The sequence below is a fragment of the Pseudomonas sp. KnCO4 genome, assembly GCF_045344305.1.
GTDB classification, from domain to species: Bacteria; Pseudomonadota; Gammaproteobacteria; order Pseudomonadales; family Pseudomonadaceae; genus Aquipseudomonas; species Aquipseudomonas anuradhapurensis.
The window spans coordinates 5330017-5347849 of the sequence record NZ_CP174199.1 but is presented as its reverse complement, the minus strand read 5'-3'; the positions used below and the strand labels follow the sequence as shown (position 1 = coordinate 5347849).

The window sequence follows — 17833 nt, the reverse complement described above, 5'->3', positions numbered from 1 at the left end:
TCATGTCGATCGAAGTTCGTAACGTCAGCAAGCGCTTCAACAGCTTCCAGGCACTGGACAACATCAACCTGGACATCAACAGCGGCGAGCTGGTGGCCCTGCTAGGCCCGTCCGGCTGCGGCAAGACCACCCTGCTGCGCATCATCGCCGGGCTGGAAACCCCCGACCAGGGCAATATCGTGTTCCATGGCGAAGATGTGTCCGGCCATGACGTGCGTGACCGCAACGTCGGTTTCGTGTTCCAGCACTACGCCTTGTTCCGCCACATGAGCGTGTTCGACAACGTCGCCTTCGGCTTGCGCATGAAGCCCAAGGGCGAGCGCCCGAGCGAAAGCAGGATTGCCGAAAAGGTGCATGAGCTGCTGAACATGGTGCAGCTGGACTGGTTGTCCGACCGCTACCCCGAGCAGTTGTCCGGTGGCCAGCGCCAGCGGATCGCCCTGGCCCGTGCGCTGGCGGTGGAACCCAAGGTGCTGCTGCTGGACGAACCGTTCGGTGCGCTGGATGCCAAGGTGCGCAAGGAGCTGCGCCGCTGGCTGGCGCGCCTGCACGAGGACATCAACCTGACCTCGGTATTCGTCACCCACGACCAGGAAGAAGCCATGGAAGTGGCCGACCGCATCGTGGTGATGAACAAGGGCGTGATCGAGCAGATCGGCTCGCCGGGCGAGGTGTACGAGCACCCGGCCAACGATTTCGTCTACCACTTCCTGGGTGACTCCAACCGCCTGGCCTTGAGCGAAGGGCACCATGTGCTGTTCCGCCCGCACGAAGTGTCGCTGTCGCGGCACGAGACCGAAGGGCACCACGCTGCGGAGGTGCGTGATATTCGTCCGCTGGGCGCTACCACGCGGGTGACCCTGAAGGTGGAAGGGCAGAGCGAGCTGATCGAGGCCGAGGTGGTCAAGGACCACGACAGCCTGACCGGGTTGGTGCGCGGCGAAACATTGTTCTTCCGGCCGAAGGTCTGGCAGAAAGTGGCGGATATCTGAGCCGCCTTCGAACAGGAGAAACCCGGGCGTCGTCCCGGGTTTTTCATGCCTGGCGGGTGGCCGGGGCCGTTGCGCAAGCCTGAAAATCCATGCATTGCGCGCATATTTTGCATGCGCCAGACGCACCGCTTTATCCCGGCCCCGGCCACAGCCCACGGAATTCGCGGCTTCGAAGCCATCACAGAAAACGCATATTCGTTTGCATTCTAAGCATAATTTCAAACATTCCTTTAAGGGATAAGGGCCCTGGTTCCATGATTCAGCCACACCCTGAATCGAGACCCTGGGAGTTTTATCAATGGGTAATGTCCAGTCGGCCATGAAGGCCTACGACCAGCCATGGCGCACCGCTCCGGGTGACCTGGTCGAGCTCGGGCGCACGCTTCGCCTCCCGCTCGGCCGGCTGCGCCTGCAACGCACGCCGGTCAGCGGGCTGAAGCACCGCGACAAGCTGGCGCTGGGCCTGCTGGCGCTGGCGCTGCATGCTGCGGTCGCCTACTGGATCAGCCGGGTGCCAACGCCGGAGCTACCGGTGGTGCCGCCGCAGGTGCCGCCCATGACCATCGAATTCGCCGCGCCGGCTCCACCTGTGGTCGAGCCTCCGCCACCCGCGCCGGCACCGCCCGTGGTCCAGCCGCCACCGCCTCCGGTGGTCGACGAACTGGCCAGCAAACCCAAAGCCAAGCCCAAACCCGTGCCCAAACCGGTGGTAAAGCAACAACCCAAGCCACAGCCCAAGCCGCTCGAAGCTGCGCCGCCGGTCCCGGTAGCCGCCCCGGCGGCGCCGGCACCTGCGTCTGCCGCGCCGGCCCCGATAACCCCGGCATCGGCGAACGCCGCGTACCTGAAGAATCCGGCGCCGGAATATCCGCAGTTGGCCCAGCGCCGTGGCTGGGAAGGCAGCGTGCTGTTGCGCGTCGAGGTGCTGCCCAGCGGCAGGCCCGGACAGATCCAGGTCCAGAAGAGCAGTGGCCGCGATGCCCTCGACGCCGCCGCGCTGGCGGCGGTCAAGCGCTGGAGTTTCGTTCCGGCCAAGCAGGGCGACGTGGCCCAGACCGGCTGGGTCAGTGTGCCGATCGATTTCAAGCTTCGCTAATTTCCGCAGAACACAGGAAGACATCATCATGAGCCTGCTGGCATCCCCTCTCGAATCCGTTGAAAGCGCAGTCATCTGGCTGTTGATTGGTTTCTCTGTCGTCACCTGGGGCCTGGCCCTGGTCAAGGCCGTGCAGTTCGTGCGGTTGAAGCATCAGGACAAGCGCTTCCAGCAGCAGTTCTGGGCCGCCTCGAGCCTGGACTCGGCCGCCGAACCCAGCCACGAACTGCCGGGCCCGGCTGCACGCGTGGCCCAGTCCGGCTACGCCGCCATCGCCGTGGGCGATACCCAGGCCAGCGACTTGAGCCACGCCATCAACCATCAGGACCGCCTGGAGCGCGCGCTGCGCCAGCAGATCGTGCGGGAGCGCCGCTCGCTGGAAACCGGCCTGGCGGTGGTCGCCAGTATCGGCAGCACGTCGCCCTTCATCGGCCTGTTCGGCACCGTCTGGGGCATCATGGAAGCACTCAAGGGCATCAGTGCGGCCGGCTCTGCCAGCCTGGAAACCGTCGCCGGGCCGATTGGTGCGGCACTGGTGGCCACCGGTGTAGGGATTGCCGTCGCGGTACCGGCGGTGCTGGTCTACAACTATTTCCTGCGCCGCCTCAAGCTCACTGCTGCCGACCTCGATGACTTCGCCCACGACTTCTACAGCCTGGCGCAGAAGAGTGCCTTCCGCGTACTGGTGCACCCAACCGTGCACGCGCACCAGGGCGGCTTCACCCAGCCAGTGAAGGAGGCATCCTGATATGGCCTTCTCGACCCAGGATACTGACGAAGTCCTCAGCGAAATCAACGTTACGCCCTTGGTGGACGTCATGTTGGTGCTGCTGGTGGTGTTCATCGTCACCGCGCCGCTGCTGACCAACGCGATCCCTGTGAACCTGCCCAAGACCGAGGCCGTGGCGCCGGTGGAGCAGAAGGACCCGCTGGTGGTCAGCATCGATGGTGACGGCAAGCTGTTCATCAACAAGGACCAGATTCAGCCAGATCTGCTGGAAACCAGCCTCAAGGCCGCCAAGGACCAGGACCCGGAAGTGCGTGTGCAGCTGCAGGCCGACGACGGTGTCAACTACGGCGAAGTGGCACGGGCCATGGCGGCGATCGAACGTGCGGGTATCAGCAAGCTGGCGGTGATTACCGCGCGCTGAACCCCGGCAATCTTCTTCAGGCAAGTGCTTAGGGGCCATATCTCTTGGCAGGGGATGGCCCTTTTTTTTTTGCCCTGCGCGATCCCGTGTAGGAGCGGCCTTGTGTCGCGATGGGCCGCAAAGCGGCCCCCGGACCAGCAGCTGCGGTTCGTCAGGAAAATCCGGAAAGCAGATTTGGGGCCGCTTTGCGGCCCATCGCGACACAAGGCCGCTCCTACAAAGGGACTGCATCAGTACTGAATTTTGGTTATTAACAAATAGCTTCTTATTCCTTTACCGGTATAACTGTCGCCCTATACTGGTCGCCAAGCACGCAAAACCCACTGGAGGCGTCCCCATGCGCAACGAGTCGATCCGTTACCTGATTGTGCCGGGCTGGCAAGGATCGCCAGACAATCATTGGCAAAGCCACTGGCAACGCACCCTGCCCAACAGTGCGCGGGTCGAGCAGCATGACTGGCTGACCCCGCAGCGCCAGGATTGGGTGCAGGCGCTGGAACTGGCGATCGCTGCAGAGCGCTCGCCGGTGATCCTGATTGCCCACAGCCTCGGCTGCGTCACGGTCGCCCATTGGGCCGCCCAGGCCAGCCCGGCACTGCTGCGGCGGGTGCGTGGCGCCTTGCTGGTGGCACCGGCGGATGTCGAGCGGCCCAGTTGCGCACCCGCCTTGCGCAACTTCGCGCCGATCCCGACCGAGGTTTTGCCGTTCCCCAGCCAGGTAGTCAGTTCGGACAACGACCCGGCCGTGAGCGTGCCACGGGCGCTGTACCTGGCCCAGGCCTGGGGCGCCGAAGCAGGGCTGCTGAGCAACGCCGGGCATATCAACGTCAAGTCCGGCCATGAGCGCTGGGAACAAGGTTTCGCTTACCTGTATCGCTTGCAGAACCGGGTCGAGCAGCGCGCTCTGCGCCGCGCCTGATCGCCCTGACTGTCTACCGTTTGCCGACGCCCGGCCATTGCAGGCCAGGGGCGGGAGTTCGTCATGACTTTTCAAAACCCGTTTGGCCAGCCGTTGCTGACTTTCCCCGAACTGGACAAGAGCCCGCTGAGCATTCGCGCCAAGGCGCTGGTGTTCATCGACCCGCGTTCCCAGCAGTTGCGTGAGCAACTCGAGCGCCTGGCACCACAGCCCCTGCCGGTGCTGATCCGCGGTGAAACCGGCACCGGCAAGGAACTGCTGGCCCGGCAGATCCATCGCGCCAGTGACCGCGGCGGGTTGTTCGTGTCGGTCAACTGCGCGGCCATCAGCCCCAACTATGCCGAAGCCGAGCTGTTCGGCTACAGCGCCGGCAGCCATGGCGGTACGGCCAGCAGCCGCGCCGGCTGGTTCGGCTCAGCCAACGGCGGCACGCTGTACCTGGACGAGATCGCCGACTTGCCGTTGGCGATTCAGGGCAAGCTGCTGGCCGCCCTGGAAAACCGAGAGGTCACACGGGTCGGTGCGCAGCAGCCGCAACCGGTGGATGTGCGCCTGGTGGCCGCCAGCAGCATCGACCTGGCCCGGGTCGTGCGCGCAGGGCGCTTCAACGAGCGCCTGTACCAGTACCTGCGCGAAGGGGGGCTGGAGCTGCCGCCGTTGCGTGAGCGGCCAGGCGATATCCTGCCACTGGCCGAATACTTCGTGGGCATCTACAGCGTGCGCCTGCAACGGCCGGTGCCGCTGGTGAGCGAGGCCGCGCAACAGGTGCTGGAAGCGCACCTGTGGCCAGGCAACACCCGCGAGCTGGAAAATGTCATCCACTTCGCCTTGCTGGTGAGCGAGGGTGAGGAAATTGTGCCGGAAGACCTCGATTTAGCCAGCCCGGCGCGCTAGACGCCGCTAATGAACAAAGTGACTGATGGCAGTTTGTTTTTGGAATAAGCAGCTAATTAAAAGATATTTTTGCGGAATAAAAAATCTAGGTATCGTCCACTCCACGCCCGCTGATGAACCGGTTGGGCACCCGATTCGCCATCGTCGATGGCCAGACCAGAACAAGGACCACCATGAAGAAGACCCTGCTGACCACTGCCCTGGCCGCTGCCCTGTCGTTCGCCGGCCTGGCTGCTGCCGCCGAGAAACTGGTGGTTGCCGCCACCCCGGTACCGCACGCTGAAATTCTCGAGCTGATCAAGCCGACCCTGGCCAAGGAAGGTGTCGACCTGCAGATCAAGGTATTCACCGACTACGTGCAGCCAAACGTGCAGGTTGACCAGAAGCGCCTGGATGCCAACTACTTCCAGACCCTGCCATACCTGCAGAACTTCAACGAAGGCAAGGGTACCCACCTGGAAACCGTGATCGGTGTTCACGTCGAGCCGTTCGGTGGCTACTCGAAGAAGGTCAAGAACCTGAGCGAGCTGAAAGAAGGCGCCACCGTTGCCATCCCCAACGAGGGTAGCAACAGTGGCCGTGCCCTGCTGCTGCTGCAGAAGGCTGGCCTGATTACCCTGAAGGACCCGAAAAACGCCCTGGCCACGCCCAAGGACATCGCCGAGAACCCGAAGAAGCTGAAGTTCCGCGAGCTTGAATCGGCCATGCTGCCGCGCGTGCTGGACCAGGTCGACCTGGACATGATCAACACCAACTACGCCCTGGAAGCCGGCCTGAACCCGGCCAAGGATGCGCTGGTGATCGAAGGCAGCGACTCGCCATACGTGAACTTCCTGGTCGCCCGCCCGGACAACAAGAACAGCGAAGCCATCCAGAAGCTGGCCAAGGCCCTGACCAGCCCGGAAGTGAAAGCTTTCATCGCCAAGAAGTATGAAGGTGCCGTACTGCCGGCGTTCTGATCCGCAGCCGTATGGAAAAAACGCCGACGCATTCGTGTCGGCGTTTTTGTTTCTGCAGGGTTGTCACAGGCTCTGCCGGCGATAGGCGGCAAAGCAGCCCCGGAAAGCTCACGGGTTGCGCGGCAGCCAGTTCAGCAGGAATTCATTGACCACCCGTGGGTTCTCCAGGCTGGAGATATGCCCGGCGGAGGGGATCTGCGCCGCCAGGCAACCAATGAGCTGCGCCATTTCGATGGACTCTGCTGGTGGCCGTGGAATGTCCTGGTCGCCACAGACCACGATGGTCCGCTCGCTGGCCAGCTCACCCAGCCGTGACAGCAGGTCCGGTCGGCCAAAAATCACTCGCCCCAGCGGATCGAGGCTTTGCCGAATAACTTCGGCACTGCTCGCCTTCAGTGCTGCCCGGAAGCTTTCCCGCACCTGCGGCACCGTCTGCCCGCCCGCGTGGAAGAAGATCGGCACGACGATATCCAGCAAGGGTTCCGGGAACATGCCTGCGCCACTGGCCGCATCCAGCAAGCCAAAATACTTGAGCCGGGTCGCCTCCGGTTCGGCGCCGAGGTAGGTATCCATCAATACCAGGCGGTCGACCCGCTGGGGGTGCTCCAGGGCCAGCTGCGCGCCCCACATGCCACCGACCGACAGGCCGACCAGGTGGCATTGGCCGATATCCAGGGCATCCAGCAGCGCCAGGTGCTGGCGGGCCAGGGCGCTCATGTCGGTGGTCGTGGCGGGTGGAGCGTCGGAGCCGCCGTGGCCCCACAGCTCGGGCACGATGACGCGAAAGTGCGGCGACAGGGCCTCGATCTGTGGCTGCCACATGTCGGCGGACCATAGGTAGCTGTGGCCGAGCAGTACCGGGAAGCCCTGGCCCTGGTCGACGTAGCTCATCCGGGCGCCGTCGATTTCGATGAAGTGTCTTTGCATGGAGTGGGTCTCGGCTGGAGGACTGTAGAGTATTTGAAATTGTCGGGGCCGCTGTGCGGCCCATCGCGACACGAGGCCGCTGCTACAGGGTGGGCGCGGAAGCAGACCCTCACGGCCCTGGCACCAATCGCAAGGTGCTCTGCGCTGGAATCACGCCCATCTGCGCCCGTTGGTACTGCCCCTGCACATAGCCCTCGGCCTGGTCCGCGTAATGCCCGTCGAATGGCACGCCACTCTGCCCGACTGGGTTGCTGGTCAACGCCTGCCCAGCATCGGCAAAGTCGATCAGCCGCCGCGTAGACGGCCCATAAGTCACCGGCCAAGGCGCCGGCCCAATCTTCGCCGAGAGGTTGTTCGGTACCTCATGGGTACCCGGCGCGGCGAACGGGCCGACGTTGAACAGCAGGTGCAATGGCTTTTTTACCCCAAGCGGGTGGTTGTGGGTCAGGGTGTGAGCCTTGCCCCACTGCCAGCTGGCCGGGTCGTTGCCCAAGGTGTCGCGCAGGTGCTTCAGGCTGTGCTGCCAGGCCGTGCGCACGATGGCGGTACGGTCGCTGCGCTGGTTGTCACCACGGCTGTTCCACCAGGGCGAATCGGCATCCGCCGCCAGGCGCGGCAGCGCGGCGTCGATGGCGCGGGTGCTGATCAGCACCGGGAACCAGGTATCGCCCAGTTCGTCATGCAGTGCGGCGAACGCCAGTTCGTAGAGGAACTGGTTGAACAGCGTGGCGCTGACCGAATCCAGCGGGTAGTCACCCGTCCAGGCGGCCAGTTGCTCCACCAGCTCCTTCTCTTCGTCACCCTCGGCCACCGCGCGCAGTGTTGCCAGCAGCGGGGCAAGGGTACGCGGGCCATAATCGCTGGCGGTGTCCAGCTGCAGCGCCTGGCTGTTCTGCGTGTCCCACTTCACTTCGGGGTTGGCCAGCTGGTTGTCGAGCTGACGGCCACGGTCCGGCAGGTTGTAGTAACCCGGTATCGGCACCCCTGATGGCGGTTGGTAATTGGCTGACACGATATAGCCGCGCGCCGGGTTCTCCTGCTGCGGGTTGACGCTGAAGGGGTAGAAGCCGAGCTTGTTGGCCTGGGCGCTGGCGCCGTCGAGAATGAAGGCCGGGTCGACCCCGTCGGGGCGGATCGGCAGCTGCGCCGCCGCCCACCAGCCAATGTCGCCTCGGGCATTGGCCCAGACGAAGTTCAGCCCAGGCGCGTGCACCTTGGCGGCGGCTTCGCGCATTTTGCCCAGGGTGTCGGCGCGGTTGATCTGGTAGAAGCCATCGAGCAGCGGGTTTTCGGTTTCCAGGAATGCCCACCACATGGCGATCGGCGTGGGCCCGGCGGTGGCGCCCAGCACGTCGTTGACGATCGGGCCGTGGGGTGATCGGCGCAGGCTGAGGGTCACCGGCGCTGCGCCTTTCACGGCGACCTGCTGCTCGCTCTTCTCCAGCGCCTGCCATCGGCCATCGATCATGACCTGGTTGGCGTCAGCCGGGTTGGTACGTTCGGCAATCAGGTCGATGTCATCGTTCTGGAACATGGTCAGGCTCCAGCCGAAGTCGTGGTTGTGGCCGAGCAGGGCGAACGGGTTAAGTGCCTGGAAGTAGCCGTACAGGTTGAAACCGGGCGCCGACAGTTCGGCCTCGTACCACACCGCCGGCACGGCGAAGCCGATATGCGGGTCGCCGGCCAGCAACGGCTTGCCGCTGCGGGTACGGCTGCCGGATACGGCCCAGGCGTTGCTGCCTTCGAACTGCGGGATGCCGGCCGCGCCGAGCGCCTCATGGCTAAGGCGGGCGAGCGCCTCCAGGCTGTGCCAGTCGGCAGCGGCCAGCGGCGTGCCTAGCGCGCCTTCGGGCTGCCAGCCAAGGTCGAAGATACCCAGGTACTCAGGGCCCAGCTGGTCGCGGATATAGGTCAGTGCCGGCTCGGTACGAAAGGCGGCGGCGAAACTGTAGGCCAGGTAGCCGGCAATGCTCAGGGTATCTTCGGCAGTGAATGGGCGCGGGGTGATACCGAGCAGGTCGAACTCGACGGGCTTGGGGTGGCTGGCCTGCCAGCGGTTCACACCGTCGAGGTAGGCCTGCAGGGCCTGCCAGGCAGGGGCCTGGCGGTCCTGACGCGCGGCCATCAGGGCGGCCTGTTCGCGAATGCGCAGGCTGCGGAACAGGGTGTCGGTGGGTAGCAGCTTGTCGCCCAGCACCTCGGCCAGCTCGCCACGGGCCAGGCGGCGCAGGATCTCCATCTGGAACAGCCGGTCCTGGGCATGCACATAGCCCAGCGCGCGGTACAGGTCTGCCTCGCTCTGCGCCTGCAGGTGCGGCACGCCGCGGGCGTCATAGCGCACGCTGACCGGCGCCTGCAGGCCGGCGATGGCCACTTCGCCCTCGCGTTGCGGCAGTTTGCCCTGCACGTACCAGTATCCGGCGCCTGCGGCCACGGCAACCGCTACGGCCAACAGGGTCAGGCTGCGCTTCATTCAGGCTCCTTGTGCATTCAAGCGAAAAATGTGGTCCGATCATGGGCGGATTCGCGAACAGAGCATAGTCCCAGGAAGGAGTTTCCATGTCCCTCAGCGAAAAACAGAAAATGCTTACAGGCCAGCTCTATCATGCCGGTTGCCCCGAGCTGCAGGCCGAACAGATCGCCAACAAGCACTGGATGCACCGTTACAACAACAGTGTCGAATTGCTCAACGACGCACGGCACGGGCTGTTGGCCGAGCATTTTGCCCAGGTTGGCGAAGGCGCGGTGATCCGCCCACCGTTCTATTGCGACTATGGCTACAACATCAGTGTCGGTCGCAATACCTTCATGAACTTCAACTGCGTGATTCTCGATGTGTTGCCGGTGCGGATCGGCGACGACTGCCAGATCGGCCCCAACGTGCAGATCTACACCGCCGATCATCCGCTCGACCCGGAGGTGCGACGCACCGGGTTGGAGAGCGGGCGGCCGGTGATCATCGGCAACAACGTGTGGATTGGTGGTGCAGCGATCATCCTGCCGGGGGTGACCATTGGCGATAATGCCGTGGTGGGTGCCGGTAGCGTGGTGGCTCGGGATGTGCCGGCGGGAGCGACGGTTGTAGGTAACCCGGCGCGGGTGCGTCAACCGCGCCAAGGGCAGTAGCAGCCCAGCGCAAGAGTATTCGAGGCGTTCACTTGGCGGCCGTTGAGCAGGGCCTTGAGGATGGGCTCGATGAAGCTGTTGCTGGCGTTGCACACCGCCCCTTCGCTGTATGGGCCGAAGTAAGCCAGGCGGCCTTGGCTGTCCCAGATGGCAACGGCCGGAGAGGCCGGCAGCTGCTCGCTGCCGGGCAAGCTGGCGATGGGCTGCAGGCTGCTCAGGTTGGCTGGCAACTGGCCATGGCTGCCGGGCTTTTGCAGTACATGGAAGACCACCCCTTGCGCGGCGAACTGGCTGACCAGTTCGCCCAGGTGCTGCTGGTTACCGACGTTGCACGGGCAGGTCGGGTCCCAGAAGTGCACCACGCGGATCGGCCCGGGGCCGGCCAGCTCGGCGGGCAGCTGCAGTTGGCTGCCGTCGAACAGTGTGGCCTGGTTGTCGAACGGACGCAGGTAACGGGCCTGGAAGGTGCTGTAGGCCTGCCAGAGAATGGCGGCCCCGACCAGCAGGGCAATTGCTGTGCACAGCGGTTTGATGATCCGGTTGTTCATGAAGTTCTTCCGCGGTCCCCTTGTAGGAACGGCCTTGTGTCGCGAGAGGGCCGCAAAGCGGCCCCGGCAATATCAGCCTGATGCCCAAATCCCGGGGGCGCTTCGCACCCCTATCGCGACACAAGGCCGCCCTACAAGGTTCGGTGCTGGTCGTTCGAAGCTGAGCAAGCTTGCCACGATGCCGGCCAGAGCTGAATATCGCAGATCAATACTTGCTTCGCTTTGGATGTAACGATGCCCGCTGCCTTTCACCCCGACCTGCTGCGCACCAGCCTGGCACCGTTGACCGCGCGTCAGGCGCTGTCGGCACAGGCCCTGGAATACCAGCGCTTCTATGGCCTGAACCTGTCGGCGCAAAGCTGGCTGGGCGGCTTTCAGGCCGCAGGCTTCGATCTGGTCGGGCAGGCCTGGTTACCCGAGCAGGCCAACGCGACGCTGTTCCTGCTGCACGGTTACTACGACCATATGGGCCTCTATCGGCATGTGATCGAGTGGGCGCTGAAACAAGGATTCGCCGTCATCAGCTGCGACCTGCCCGGGCATGGCCTGTCCAGTGGCGAGCGGGCCAGCATCAGTGATTTTGCGCTGTACCAGCAGGTGCTGGAGGCGTTGTTCGAACAGGCGCGCATGCTGCAACTGCCACGCCCGTGGCATTTGTGCGGGCAGAGCACCGGTGCTGCGATTGCCGTGGACCACCTGTTGTACCAGGGCGCGCAGAGCCCCATCGATGGCCAGGTCATCCTGTTGGCACCGCTGGTTCGGCCCTGTTCCTGGCGCTGGTCGAAGTTGAGCTACCGTGTGCTGCGCCACTTCGTCAATGGCATCGAACGGCGCTTCAGCGAGAACACCAACGACCCAGCCTTCCTGCCGTTCCTCGAAGCTGACCCGCTACAACCACGCCGCCTGCCAACGGCCTGGGTGGGAGCCCTGATCGCCTGGGTCAAACGCATCGAGGCCGCCCCGTGCAGCACGCGGCGGCCATTGATCGTGCAAGGGCAGGCGGATGGCACGGTGGACTGGCCGTACAACCTGGAAGTGCTCAAGGCCAAGTTCGCCGAACCGCAGGTCCTGCTGTTGCCCGAAGCTCGCCACCACCTGGCCAACGAGCTGCCGGGCATTCGCCAGCGCTATTTCGACTTCATCGACCAGCGCCTGGGCTGATCACTCCAGGTCGCTGCTGCTCTGGCCCACTGCCAGGCCTGCGCGCACGGCGGCCAGGGCGGCCTGGTAGTAGGCCTTGCCGTCAGGCGATTCGGCAAAGGTGGCGAACTCTTCCAGCTCGGCGTCGGAAAGGTCGCGGTAGACATACAGCAGGGTGTTGTTGAGGTCTTCGCCGATCTGGCTCATCAGGCGCTGGCGCTGGCCGTCGAGCAGGCCCTGGGCCTGGCCGTTACCGAACAGGCCGGGGATCATCGAACTGAGGCTGTCGGCTGCCACGCCCGCAATGGCCAGGCTGACTTCGGCGCCGGCCTCGCGCGCCGGCAGGGCCTGGGCCAGGTGGCCGATGATCAGCAGGCGGTCATCGCTGGCCTGGATCTTCGGCAGGCCTTTGGCGTTTCTGGCCAGTTCATCCTTGCGTGTGGCCTTGAGTTCGGCCGCCACCACCTTGCGCCCCAGCGGCGACTGGAAGAACGCCAGCGCCGGCGCCGGGTTGGCCAGGGTCGCACGCAGTTTTGCCTGGGCGCGACGGTCCACGGCCTGGGCCTGGAAACGCTGGTTGCTGTTGTTGACCAGCGCCTGGTACACGACAGGCGGCAGACTGTTGCGGTAGCGTTCCTGGGCAGCGGTCAGGGCATCGTTGAAATGGGCGCGCTGGTCGGGCCAGCCGGCGGCCTTGTACAGCCGATCCAGGTTGTCTGCCCAGACAGGCACGGTGCAGATCATCAGCAGAATCAGGGAAAACAGACGGCGCATTCAGGACTCCTGTCGGCAGGCGGCTATTGTCCTTGGCCCGGCGCCGGTTTGTCGAGATATCCGCGTACTTGTCAGCCAAGTGGCGCTGTGCGGCGGCATGGCTAATGGATATGATGCGCGCCATGCATATTACCCCTGAACACCCGATGCTCGCGGCCGTCGTCGACGATCTGGCCACCCATGGCTGGTCGCAGCAGGCGCTCTTTCTGCCTGCCGACCTGGTGCGCGCGCTGGCAGCCGAATGCCGGCGCCGTGATGCCGAAGGCGAACTCAACCCTGCCGGGGTTGGGCGCGGTGTTGCCCAGGAGGTGCGCGAAGCCATTCGCGGCGACCAGATCCAGTGGGTCGACCCCGGCCAGGGCGAGGCCTGCGACCAGTACCTGGCCGCCATGGACCAGCTGCGTCAGGCCATCAACCGGGGCCTGTTCCTGGGCCTGGAAGATTTCGAGTGCCATTTTGCCCTGTATCCGCCAGGGGCATTCTATCGCCGGCACCTGGACCGTTTTCGCGACGATGACCGGCGCATGGTGTCGGCAGTGCTGTACCTGAATGAAGGCTGGCAGCCGCAGGACGGTGGCCAGTTGCGCATGTTCCTGGCGGACGGTGTCGAACACGATGTGCAACCGGTGGCGGGTTGCCTGGTGGTGTTCCTGTCCGGTGAGGTGCCGCACGAAGTGCTGCCGGCCGGGCGCGAGCGGCTGTCGTTGACCGGCTGGTTCCGGCGCCGTGGCAATGACCCGTTCTGAGTTGCCCAAGGTGCTGGTCAGCGCCTGCCTGCTGGGGCAGCCGGTGCGTTATGACGGCTGTACCAGTGGCCACCCCGAGCTGTTGCAGCGATGGCAGGCCGAAGGGCGTGTGGTGCCGTTGTGCCCTGAAGTGGCAGGCGGCTTGCCAACCCCTCGGGCGCCTGCAGAAATACCGGGCGGGCAGGGCGCAGCGGTGCTCGACGGTGACAGCCAGGTGCTGACGGTGAGCGGTGAAGATGTCAGTGCGCAGTTCATTGCCGGGGCGCAGCAGGCGCTGGAACTGGTGCGCCGGCATGGCATCCGCGTGGCGGTGCTGAAGGCCGGCAGCCCTTCGTGTGGTAACCGCTTGACCTACGACGGCACGTTCAGTGGCGTGAAGGTGGCCGGGGAGGGGGTGACCACGGCGCTGCTGCGGCGGGCTGGGGTGCAGGTGTTCAGCGAGCTGGAGCTGGAACTGGCGGAACAGGCGCTGGCTGGGCTTTCAGTTTAAGCCGGCGCCGGCGACCAAATACCTTACTGCCCGGCTGCAGTAGTCGGTGCATCCCCGAACCACTTCTGCTCGAGTTCGGCAGTCCGCCCGCTGTCCTTGAGCCGCTGCAATGCGTTGTTCAGCGCACTTTGGAACGCCGGGTTGTCCTTCTGGAACGGGATCACCAGCTGTTTCTCGCCAAACGGCTGGCTTACATCGAGCGCACCATCAGCCTTGGGTGTTTCACCCGGCGGGGTCAGGGCAATGTCGTACTTGCCACTCTCCACGCCCGGCAGAACCTCGGCTGCGGGGGCTTCGATGAATTCGGCGCGCAGGTCCAGCTCCTTGGCCAGGTCCTGGCCAAACTCCACCTCGAAGCCGGTCAACTGGTCGTTTTCCTTGAAGGCGTATGGCGAGTTGCCGGCCTGCACGGCAATACGCAGTTCGCCCCGGTCGGCAACTTCGTCTATCAGCTCGGCCTGTGCCAATGGCGTAATCAGCAGCGCCAGCAGTAGTCCAATGGTCGAACGCATGAAAGCCCCTTTTCTTCTTGGCAGGTGAATAACGCCCGCCACGCCTTTTTTCCTCGCCGTGGTCGAGCGCAGCCTATGACCTTGAAGCTTCGGCGATGTTTGACCGTGACGGAAATATTTCTACCTGTCGATGTGAACATATGGGCGTCCATATCAACTAAGGTGAATTACCGCCGCCGTTGGATCGCAGGCGGGGGCCAACAAGTGAATCACAGGAGAAGTGAATGAACAGCCTATTTTCGCGTGCTGCCGTTGCGGGTCTGCTGATGGGAGCATCGGTGCTGGCCAGTGCCGCAGATGCATTGAAAAGCCAGGAGCCGCCCAAGGAGGCCAAGGTCTTCATCGTTTCCCCCGCCGATGGCGCCACGGTCGAAAAGACCTTCACCGTCAAGTTCGGCATCGAGGGCATGGCACTCAAGCCTGCCGGTGACCACACCCCGCATACCGGCCATCACCACCTGCTGGTGGATGTGGACAAGGAGCCGGTGGCCGACATGCCACTGCCCACCAGCCTGATGCCGGAAAAAGGCGTGGCGCTGCCGGATGGGCCGCAGGTGCTGCACTTCGGCAAGGCGCAGACCGAAACCACCATTACCCTGACCCCGGGCAAGCACACCCTGCAGCTGATTCTGGGTGACCAGTACCACGTGCCGTTCAAGCCAAGTGTCGAGTCGCAGAAAATCACGGTTGAAGTGAAATAAAAAAAGGGAGGCCATCAAGGCCTCCCTTTTTCATGTCACCCGCAAATCAGAACAGGACGCGCGAGCGGATGGTGCCCTTGACCTGTTGCAGCTTCTCTTGCGCCAGGTCCGAGTACTCGGCGTCGACGTCGATTACCACGTAACCGACCTTCTCGTTGGTCTGCAGGAACTGGCCCGAGATGTTGATGCCGTTCTCGGCGAAGACCTGGTTGATCTCGCTGAGCACGCCTGGGATGTTCTGGTGGATGTGCAGCAGGCGGTGCTTGCCTGGGTGCGCCGGCAGGGCCACTTCCGGGAAGTTGACCGAGGACACCGAGGTACCGTTGTCGCTGTACTTGACCAGCTTCTCGGCCACTTCCAGGCCGATGTTGGCCTGTGCTTCGGCGGTGGAACCACCGATGTGCGGGGTCAGGATCACGTTGTCCAGGCCACGCAGCGGGCTTTCGAACTCCTCGTCGTTGGAGCGCGGCTCGACCGGGAACACGTCGATGGCGGCGCCGATCAGGTGCTTGTCCTTGATCGCGGCGGCCAGGTGGTCCAGCTCGACCACGGTGCCACGGGCGGCGTTGATCAGGATCGAACCCTTCTTCATGGCACGGATTTCCTTCTCGCCGATCATCCACTGGGTGGAAGGCAGCTCAGGCACGTGCAGCGAGACGATGTCGGCCAGGCCCAGCAGTTCGTGCAGGCTGGTCACCTGCACCGCGTTGCCCAGCGGCAGCTTGGTCAGCGGGTCGAAGAAGTACACCTGCATGCCCAGGCTTTCGGCCAGGACCGACAGCTGGGTACCGATCGAGCCGTAGCCGACGATGCCCAGCTTCTTGCCGCGGATCTCGAACGAGTTGGCCGCGCTCTTGATCCAGCCGCCACGGTGGCAGGAGGCGTTTTTCTCCGGGATGCCGCGCAGCAGCAGGATGGCTTCGGCCAGTACCAGTTCGGCCACCGAACGGGTATTGGAGTACGGTGCGTTGAACACGGCGATACCGCGCTCGCGGGCAGCTTCCAGGTCGACCTGGTTGGTGCCGATGCAGAAGCAGCCAACCGCGACCAGTTTCTTGGCGCAGTCGAAGATCTCTTCGGTCAGCTGGGTGCGCGAACGAATGCCGATGAAGTGGGCATCGGCGATCTTTTCCTTCAGCTCGGCTTCCGGCAGCGAACCAGTGAGGTATTCGATGTTGGTGTAGCCGGCGGCCTTGAGGGTATCGACCGCGTTCTGGTGCACACCTTCAAGAAGAAGGAACCGGATCTTGCTCTTGTCGAGAGAAGTCTTGCTCATCTGCGTAAACCTGTATCCCGGAGAAAAAATGGCGAGGGGTGATGCCAGGCGCCAGGGCTGCCTTAGCATGAACAGCGGGAGGGCTATGCTAGCATACGCGACACAATCTGAGCTTATCCCGACAGGTGAAGAGTGCTCAGGGTGACTATGAATAAGTCGAGAGTTCCAGCGATGACCCATCCCGCTGTAATTGATGAACTGATGACCTTGGTCGACCCTGGCAAGGTCCTGACCGACGCGGCTTCCCTGGACGCCTATGGCAAGGACTGGACCAAACATTACCCACCGGCACCCAGCGCCATCGTGTTCCCCAAGACGGTGGAGCAGGTGCAAGCGATCGTCCGCTGGGCCAATACCCACAAGGTAGCGCTGGTACCCTCTGGCGGGCGCACCGGGCTTTCCGCGGGAGCCGTGGCGGCCAATGGCGAAGTGGTGGTTGCCTTCGACTACATGAACCAGATTCTCGGCTTCAATGCCTTCGACCGCACCGTGGTTTGCCAGCCGGGGGTTATCACTGGCCAGTTGCAGAGCTTCGCCGAAGCGCAGGGCCTGTACTACCCGGTGGACTTCGCTTCCAGCGGTTCAAGCCAGATTGGCGGCAACATCGGCACCAATGCCGGCGGGATCAAGGTGATTCGCTACGGCATGACCCGCAATTGGGTGGCCGGGCTCAAGGTTGTCACCGGCAAGGGCGAGCTGCTTGAGCTGAACAAGGGCCTGGTCAAGAACGCCACCGGCTACGATCTGCGCCAGTTGTTCATCGGCGCCGAAGGTACTTTGGGCTTCGTGGTCGAAGCTACCATGCGCCTGGACCGTGCACCGCGCAACCTTACTGCCATGGTGCTGGGTACCCCGGACTTCGATTCGATCATGCCGGTGCTGCATGCCTTCCAGGGCAAGCTGGACCTGACCGCATTCGAGTTCTTCTCCGACAAGGGTCTGGCCAAGATCCTGGCGCGCGGCGACGTGCCGGCACCGTTCGAGACTTCCTGCCCGTTCTATGCCCTGTTGGAATTCGAGGCCAGTACCGAAGAGGTGGCCAACGAAGCCTTGGCCACCTTCGAACATTGCGTCGAGCAAGGCTGGGTGCTGGACGGCGTGATGAGCCAGAGCGAGACCCAGCTGAAAAACCTGTGGAAGCTGCGCGAATACCTGTCGGAAACCATCTCGCACTGGACGCCATACAAGAACGACATTTCGGTAACCGTGGCGAAGGTTCCGGCGTTCCTGCGTGATATCGACGCGATCGTCGCCGAGCATTACCCAGATTACGAAGTGGTATGGTACGGCCACATCGGCGACGGCAACTTGCACCTGAACATTCTCAAGCCCGAGCACATGAGCAAGGACGAGTTCTTTGCCTCGTGTACCAAGGTCAACAAGTGGGTGTTCGAAATCGTCGAGCGCTACAACGGCTCGATCTCCGCCGAGCATGGTGTGGGCATGACCAAGCGCGACTACCTGGGCTACAGCCGCTCAGCCGAGGAAATCGCCTGCATGAAGGCAATAAAGGCCGTGTTCGACCCTAACGGCATCATGAATCCGGGTAAGATCTTCGCACCTGAATAAAAAGCAGTATCCA

General features: G+C 63.6%; 19 protein-coding genes. 13 read left to right on the top strand and 6 right to left on the bottom strand.

Annotation, left to right across the window (positions count from 1 at the left end; genetic code table 11):
* The first annotated feature begins 2 nt into the window (after positions 1-2).
* The 7 genes from ACJA3S_RS24630 (at position 3) to ACJA3S_RS24600 (ending at position 6011) form a co-directional block, all read left to right on the top strand.
* Entirely contained in the window at positions 3-992 is a 990-nt protein-coding gene (locus tag ACJA3S_RS24630) for a sulfate/molybdate ABC transporter ATP-binding protein (RefSeq protein ID WP_170033587.1), read from the top strand.
* Between the two features lie 298 nt (positions 993-1290).
* Complete coding sequence (locus tag ACJA3S_RS24625; RefSeq protein ID WP_406820313.1) at positions 1291-2088, top strand: energy transducer TonB; 798 nt, start codon at positions 1291-1293, stop codon at positions 2086-2088.
* A gap of 28 nt (positions 2089-2116) precedes the next feature.
* Entirely contained in the window at positions 2117-2836 is a 720-nt protein-coding gene (locus tag ACJA3S_RS24620) for a MotA/TolQ/ExbB proton channel family protein (RefSeq protein ID WP_406820312.1), read from the top strand.
* Between the two features lies 1 nt (position 2837).
* The gene (locus ACJA3S_RS24615) at positions 2838-3239 is read left to right on the top strand and encodes an ExbD/TolR family protein (protein ID WP_406820311.1); all 402 of its coding nucleotides are present in this window, start codon (positions 2838-2840) and stop codon (positions 3237-3239) included.
* 337 nt (positions 3240-3576) lie between these two features.
* Positions 3577-4158, top strand: coding sequence for an alpha/beta hydrolase (locus tag ACJA3S_RS24610; RefSeq protein WP_406820310.1), 582 nt, complete (start codon positions 3577-3579; stop codon positions 4156-4158).
* A gap of 63 nt (positions 4159-4221) precedes the next feature.
* On the top strand, positions 4222-5052 hold the full coding sequence (locus ACJA3S_RS24605; protein ID WP_406820309.1) for a sigma 54-interacting transcriptional regulator: 831 nt from the start codon (positions 4222-4224) through the stop codon (positions 5050-5052).
* 173 nt (positions 5053-5225) lie between these two features.
* Positions 5226-6011, top strand: a complete 786-nt coding sequence (locus tag ACJA3S_RS24600) for a MetQ/NlpA family ABC transporter substrate-binding protein (protein ID WP_170033555.1) — start codon at positions 5226-5228, stop codon at positions 6009-6011.
* Between the two features lie 108 nt (positions 6012-6119).
* On the opposite strand, the gene ACJA3S_RS24595 is transcribed toward ACJA3S_RS24600, so the two are convergent.
* Both ACJA3S_RS24595 and ACJA3S_RS24590 read right to left on the bottom strand, forming a co-directional pair.
* On the bottom strand, positions 6120-6938 hold the full coding sequence (locus ACJA3S_RS24595) for an alpha/beta fold hydrolase (protein ID WP_406820308.1): 819 nt from the start codon (positions 6936-6938) through the stop codon (positions 6120-6122).
* 109 nt (positions 6939-7047) lie between these two features.
* Positions 7048-9411, bottom strand: coding sequence for a penicillin acylase family protein (locus tag ACJA3S_RS24590; protein WP_406820307.1), 2364 nt, complete (start codon positions 9409-9411; stop codon positions 7048-7050).
* Between the two features lie 86 nt (positions 9412-9497).
* Between ACJA3S_RS24590 and ACJA3S_RS24585 the strand changes: the two genes are divergently transcribed.
* Positions 9498-10064, top strand: a complete 567-nt coding sequence (locus ACJA3S_RS24585) for a sugar O-acetyltransferase (RefSeq protein ID WP_406820306.1) — start codon at positions 9498-9500, stop codon at positions 10062-10064.
* Here the strand turns inward: ACJA3S_RS24585 and ACJA3S_RS24580 are convergent.
* On the bottom strand, positions 10043-10612 hold the full coding sequence (locus tag ACJA3S_RS24580) for a DUF6436 domain-containing protein (RefSeq protein ID WP_406820305.1): 570 nt from the start codon (positions 10610-10612) through the stop codon (positions 10043-10045). The genes ACJA3S_RS24585 and ACJA3S_RS24580 overlap by 22 nt on opposite strands.
* Before the next feature lie 234 nt (positions 10613-10846).
* On the opposite strand from ACJA3S_RS24580, the gene ACJA3S_RS24575 reads away from it, so the two are divergent.
* Positions 10847-11773: an alpha/beta hydrolase gene (locus tag ACJA3S_RS24575; protein WP_406820304.1), complete on the top strand. Its 927-nt coding sequence runs from the start codon at positions 10847-10849 to the stop codon at positions 11771-11773.
* Here ACJA3S_RS24575 and ACJA3S_RS24570 read toward each other — a convergent pair whose 3' ends face one another.
* Positions 11774-12526 carry a DUF2059 domain-containing protein gene (locus ACJA3S_RS24570; RefSeq protein WP_406820303.1) on the bottom strand — a complete coding sequence of 251 codons (753 nt, stop codon included), beginning with the start codon at positions 12524-12526 and terminating at the stop codon, positions 11774-11776.
* Between the two features lie 113 nt (positions 12527-12639).
* Here ACJA3S_RS24570 and ACJA3S_RS24565 point away from each other — a divergent pair, with 113 nt between their 5' ends.
* The gene (locus ACJA3S_RS24565; protein ID WP_406822308.1) at positions 12640-13272 is read left to right on the top strand and encodes a 2OG-Fe(II) oxygenase; all 633 of its coding nucleotides are present in this window, start codon (positions 12640-12642) and stop codon (positions 13270-13272) included.
* Positions 13259-13762 carry a DUF523 domain-containing protein gene (locus tag ACJA3S_RS24560; RefSeq protein WP_406820302.1) on the top strand — a complete coding sequence of 168 codons (504 nt, stop codon included), beginning with the start codon at positions 13259-13261 and terminating at the stop codon, positions 13760-13762. Before ACJA3S_RS24565 ends, ACJA3S_RS24560 begins: the two co-directional genes overlap by 14 nt.
* A gap of 23 nt (positions 13763-13785) precedes the next feature.
* Here the strand turns inward: ACJA3S_RS24560 and ACJA3S_RS24555 are convergent, their stop codons facing one another.
* Complete coding sequence (locus ACJA3S_RS24555; RefSeq protein ID WP_406820301.1) at positions 13786-14274, bottom strand: transporter substrate-binding domain-containing protein; 489 nt, start codon at positions 14272-14274, stop codon at positions 13786-13788.
* 224 nt (positions 14275-14498) lie between these two features.
* On the opposite strand from ACJA3S_RS24555, the gene ACJA3S_RS24550 reads away from it, so the two are divergent.
* Entirely contained in the window at positions 14499-14975 is a 477-nt protein-coding gene (locus ACJA3S_RS24550) for a DUF4399 domain-containing protein (protein ID WP_406820300.1), read from the top strand.
* 46 nt (positions 14976-15021) lie between these two features.
* On the opposite strand, the gene serA is transcribed toward ACJA3S_RS24550, so the two are convergent.
* Positions 15022-16251 (bottom strand): phosphoglycerate dehydrogenase, encoded by a 1230-nt coding sequence (gene serA, locus ACJA3S_RS24545; protein WP_406820299.1) that lies wholly within the window; start codon positions 16249-16251, stop codon positions 15022-15024.
* 171 nt (positions 16252-16422) lie between these two features.
* Here serA and ACJA3S_RS24540 point away from each other — a divergent pair, with 171 nt between their 5' ends.
* Positions 16423-17820, top strand: a complete 1398-nt coding sequence (locus tag ACJA3S_RS24540) for an FAD-binding oxidoreductase (RefSeq protein WP_406820298.1) — start codon at positions 16423-16425, stop codon at positions 17818-17820.
* The last annotated feature ends 13 nt before the right edge of the window (positions 17821-17833 follow it).

Coding starts and splice junctions, on each gene's coding strand:
- ACJA3S_RS24570 (WP_406820303.1), bottom strand. CDS start 12,526: ATGCGCCGTCTGTTTTCCCTGATTCTGCTGATGATCTGCACCGTGCCT.
- ACJA3S_RS24565 (WP_406822308.1), top strand. CDS start 12,640: ATGCGCGCCATGCATATTACCCCTGAACACCCGATGCTCGCGGCCGTC.
- ACJA3S_RS24595 (WP_406820308.1), bottom strand. CDS start 6,938: ATGCAAAGACACTTCATCGAAATCGACGGCGCCCGGATGAGCTACGTC.
- serA (WP_406820299.1), bottom strand. CDS start 16,251: ATGAGCAAGACTTCTCTCGACAAGAGCAAGATCCGGTTCCTTCTTCTT.
- ACJA3S_RS24620 (WP_406820312.1), top strand. CDS start 2,117: ATGAGCCTGCTGGCATCCCCTCTCGAATCCGTTGAAAGCGCAGTCATC.
- ACJA3S_RS24615 (WP_406820311.1), top strand. CDS start 2,838: ATGGCCTTCTCGACCCAGGATACTGACGAAGTCCTCAGCGAAATCAAC.
- ACJA3S_RS24550 (WP_406820300.1), top strand. CDS start 14,499: ATGAACAGCCTATTTTCGCGTGCTGCCGTTGCGGGTCTGCTGATGGGA.
- ACJA3S_RS24590 (WP_406820307.1), bottom strand. CDS start 9,411: ATGAAGCGCAGCCTGACCCTGTTGGCCGTAGCGGTTGCCGTGGCCGCA.
- ACJA3S_RS24585 (WP_406820306.1), top strand. CDS start 9,498: ATGTCCCTCAGCGAAAAACAGAAAATGCTTACAGGCCAGCTCTATCAT.
- ACJA3S_RS24575 (WP_406820304.1), top strand. CDS start 10,847: ATGCCCGCTGCCTTTCACCCCGACCTGCTGCGCACCAGCCTGGCACCG.
- ACJA3S_RS24600 (WP_170033555.1), top strand. CDS start 5,226: ATGAAGAAGACCCTGCTGACCACTGCCCTGGCCGCTGCCCTGTCGTTC.
- ACJA3S_RS24610 (WP_406820310.1), top strand. CDS start 3,577: ATGCGCAACGAGTCGATCCGTTACCTGATTGTGCCGGGCTGGCAAGGA.
- ACJA3S_RS24580 (WP_406820305.1), bottom strand. CDS start 10,612: ATGAACAACCGGATCATCAAACCGCTGTGCACAGCAATTGCCCTGCTG.
- ACJA3S_RS24605 (WP_406820309.1), top strand. CDS start 4,222: ATGACTTTTCAAAACCCGTTTGGCCAGCCGTTGCTGACTTTCCCCGAA.
- ACJA3S_RS24630 (WP_170033587.1), top strand. CDS start 3: ATGTCGATCGAAGTTCGTAACGTCAGCAAGCGCTTCAACAGCTTCCAG.
- ACJA3S_RS24540 (WP_406820298.1), top strand. CDS start 16,423: ATGACCCATCCCGCTGTAATTGATGAACTGATGACCTTGGTCGACCCT.
- ACJA3S_RS24625 (WP_406820313.1), top strand. CDS start 1,291: ATGGGTAATGTCCAGTCGGCCATGAAGGCCTACGACCAGCCATGGCGC.
- ACJA3S_RS24560 (WP_406820302.1), top strand. CDS start 13,259: ATGACCCGTTCTGAGTTGCCCAAGGTGCTGGTCAGCGCCTGCCTGCTG.
- ACJA3S_RS24555 (WP_406820301.1), bottom strand. CDS start 14,274: ATGCGTTCGACCATTGGACTACTGCTGGCGCTGCTGATTACGCCATTG.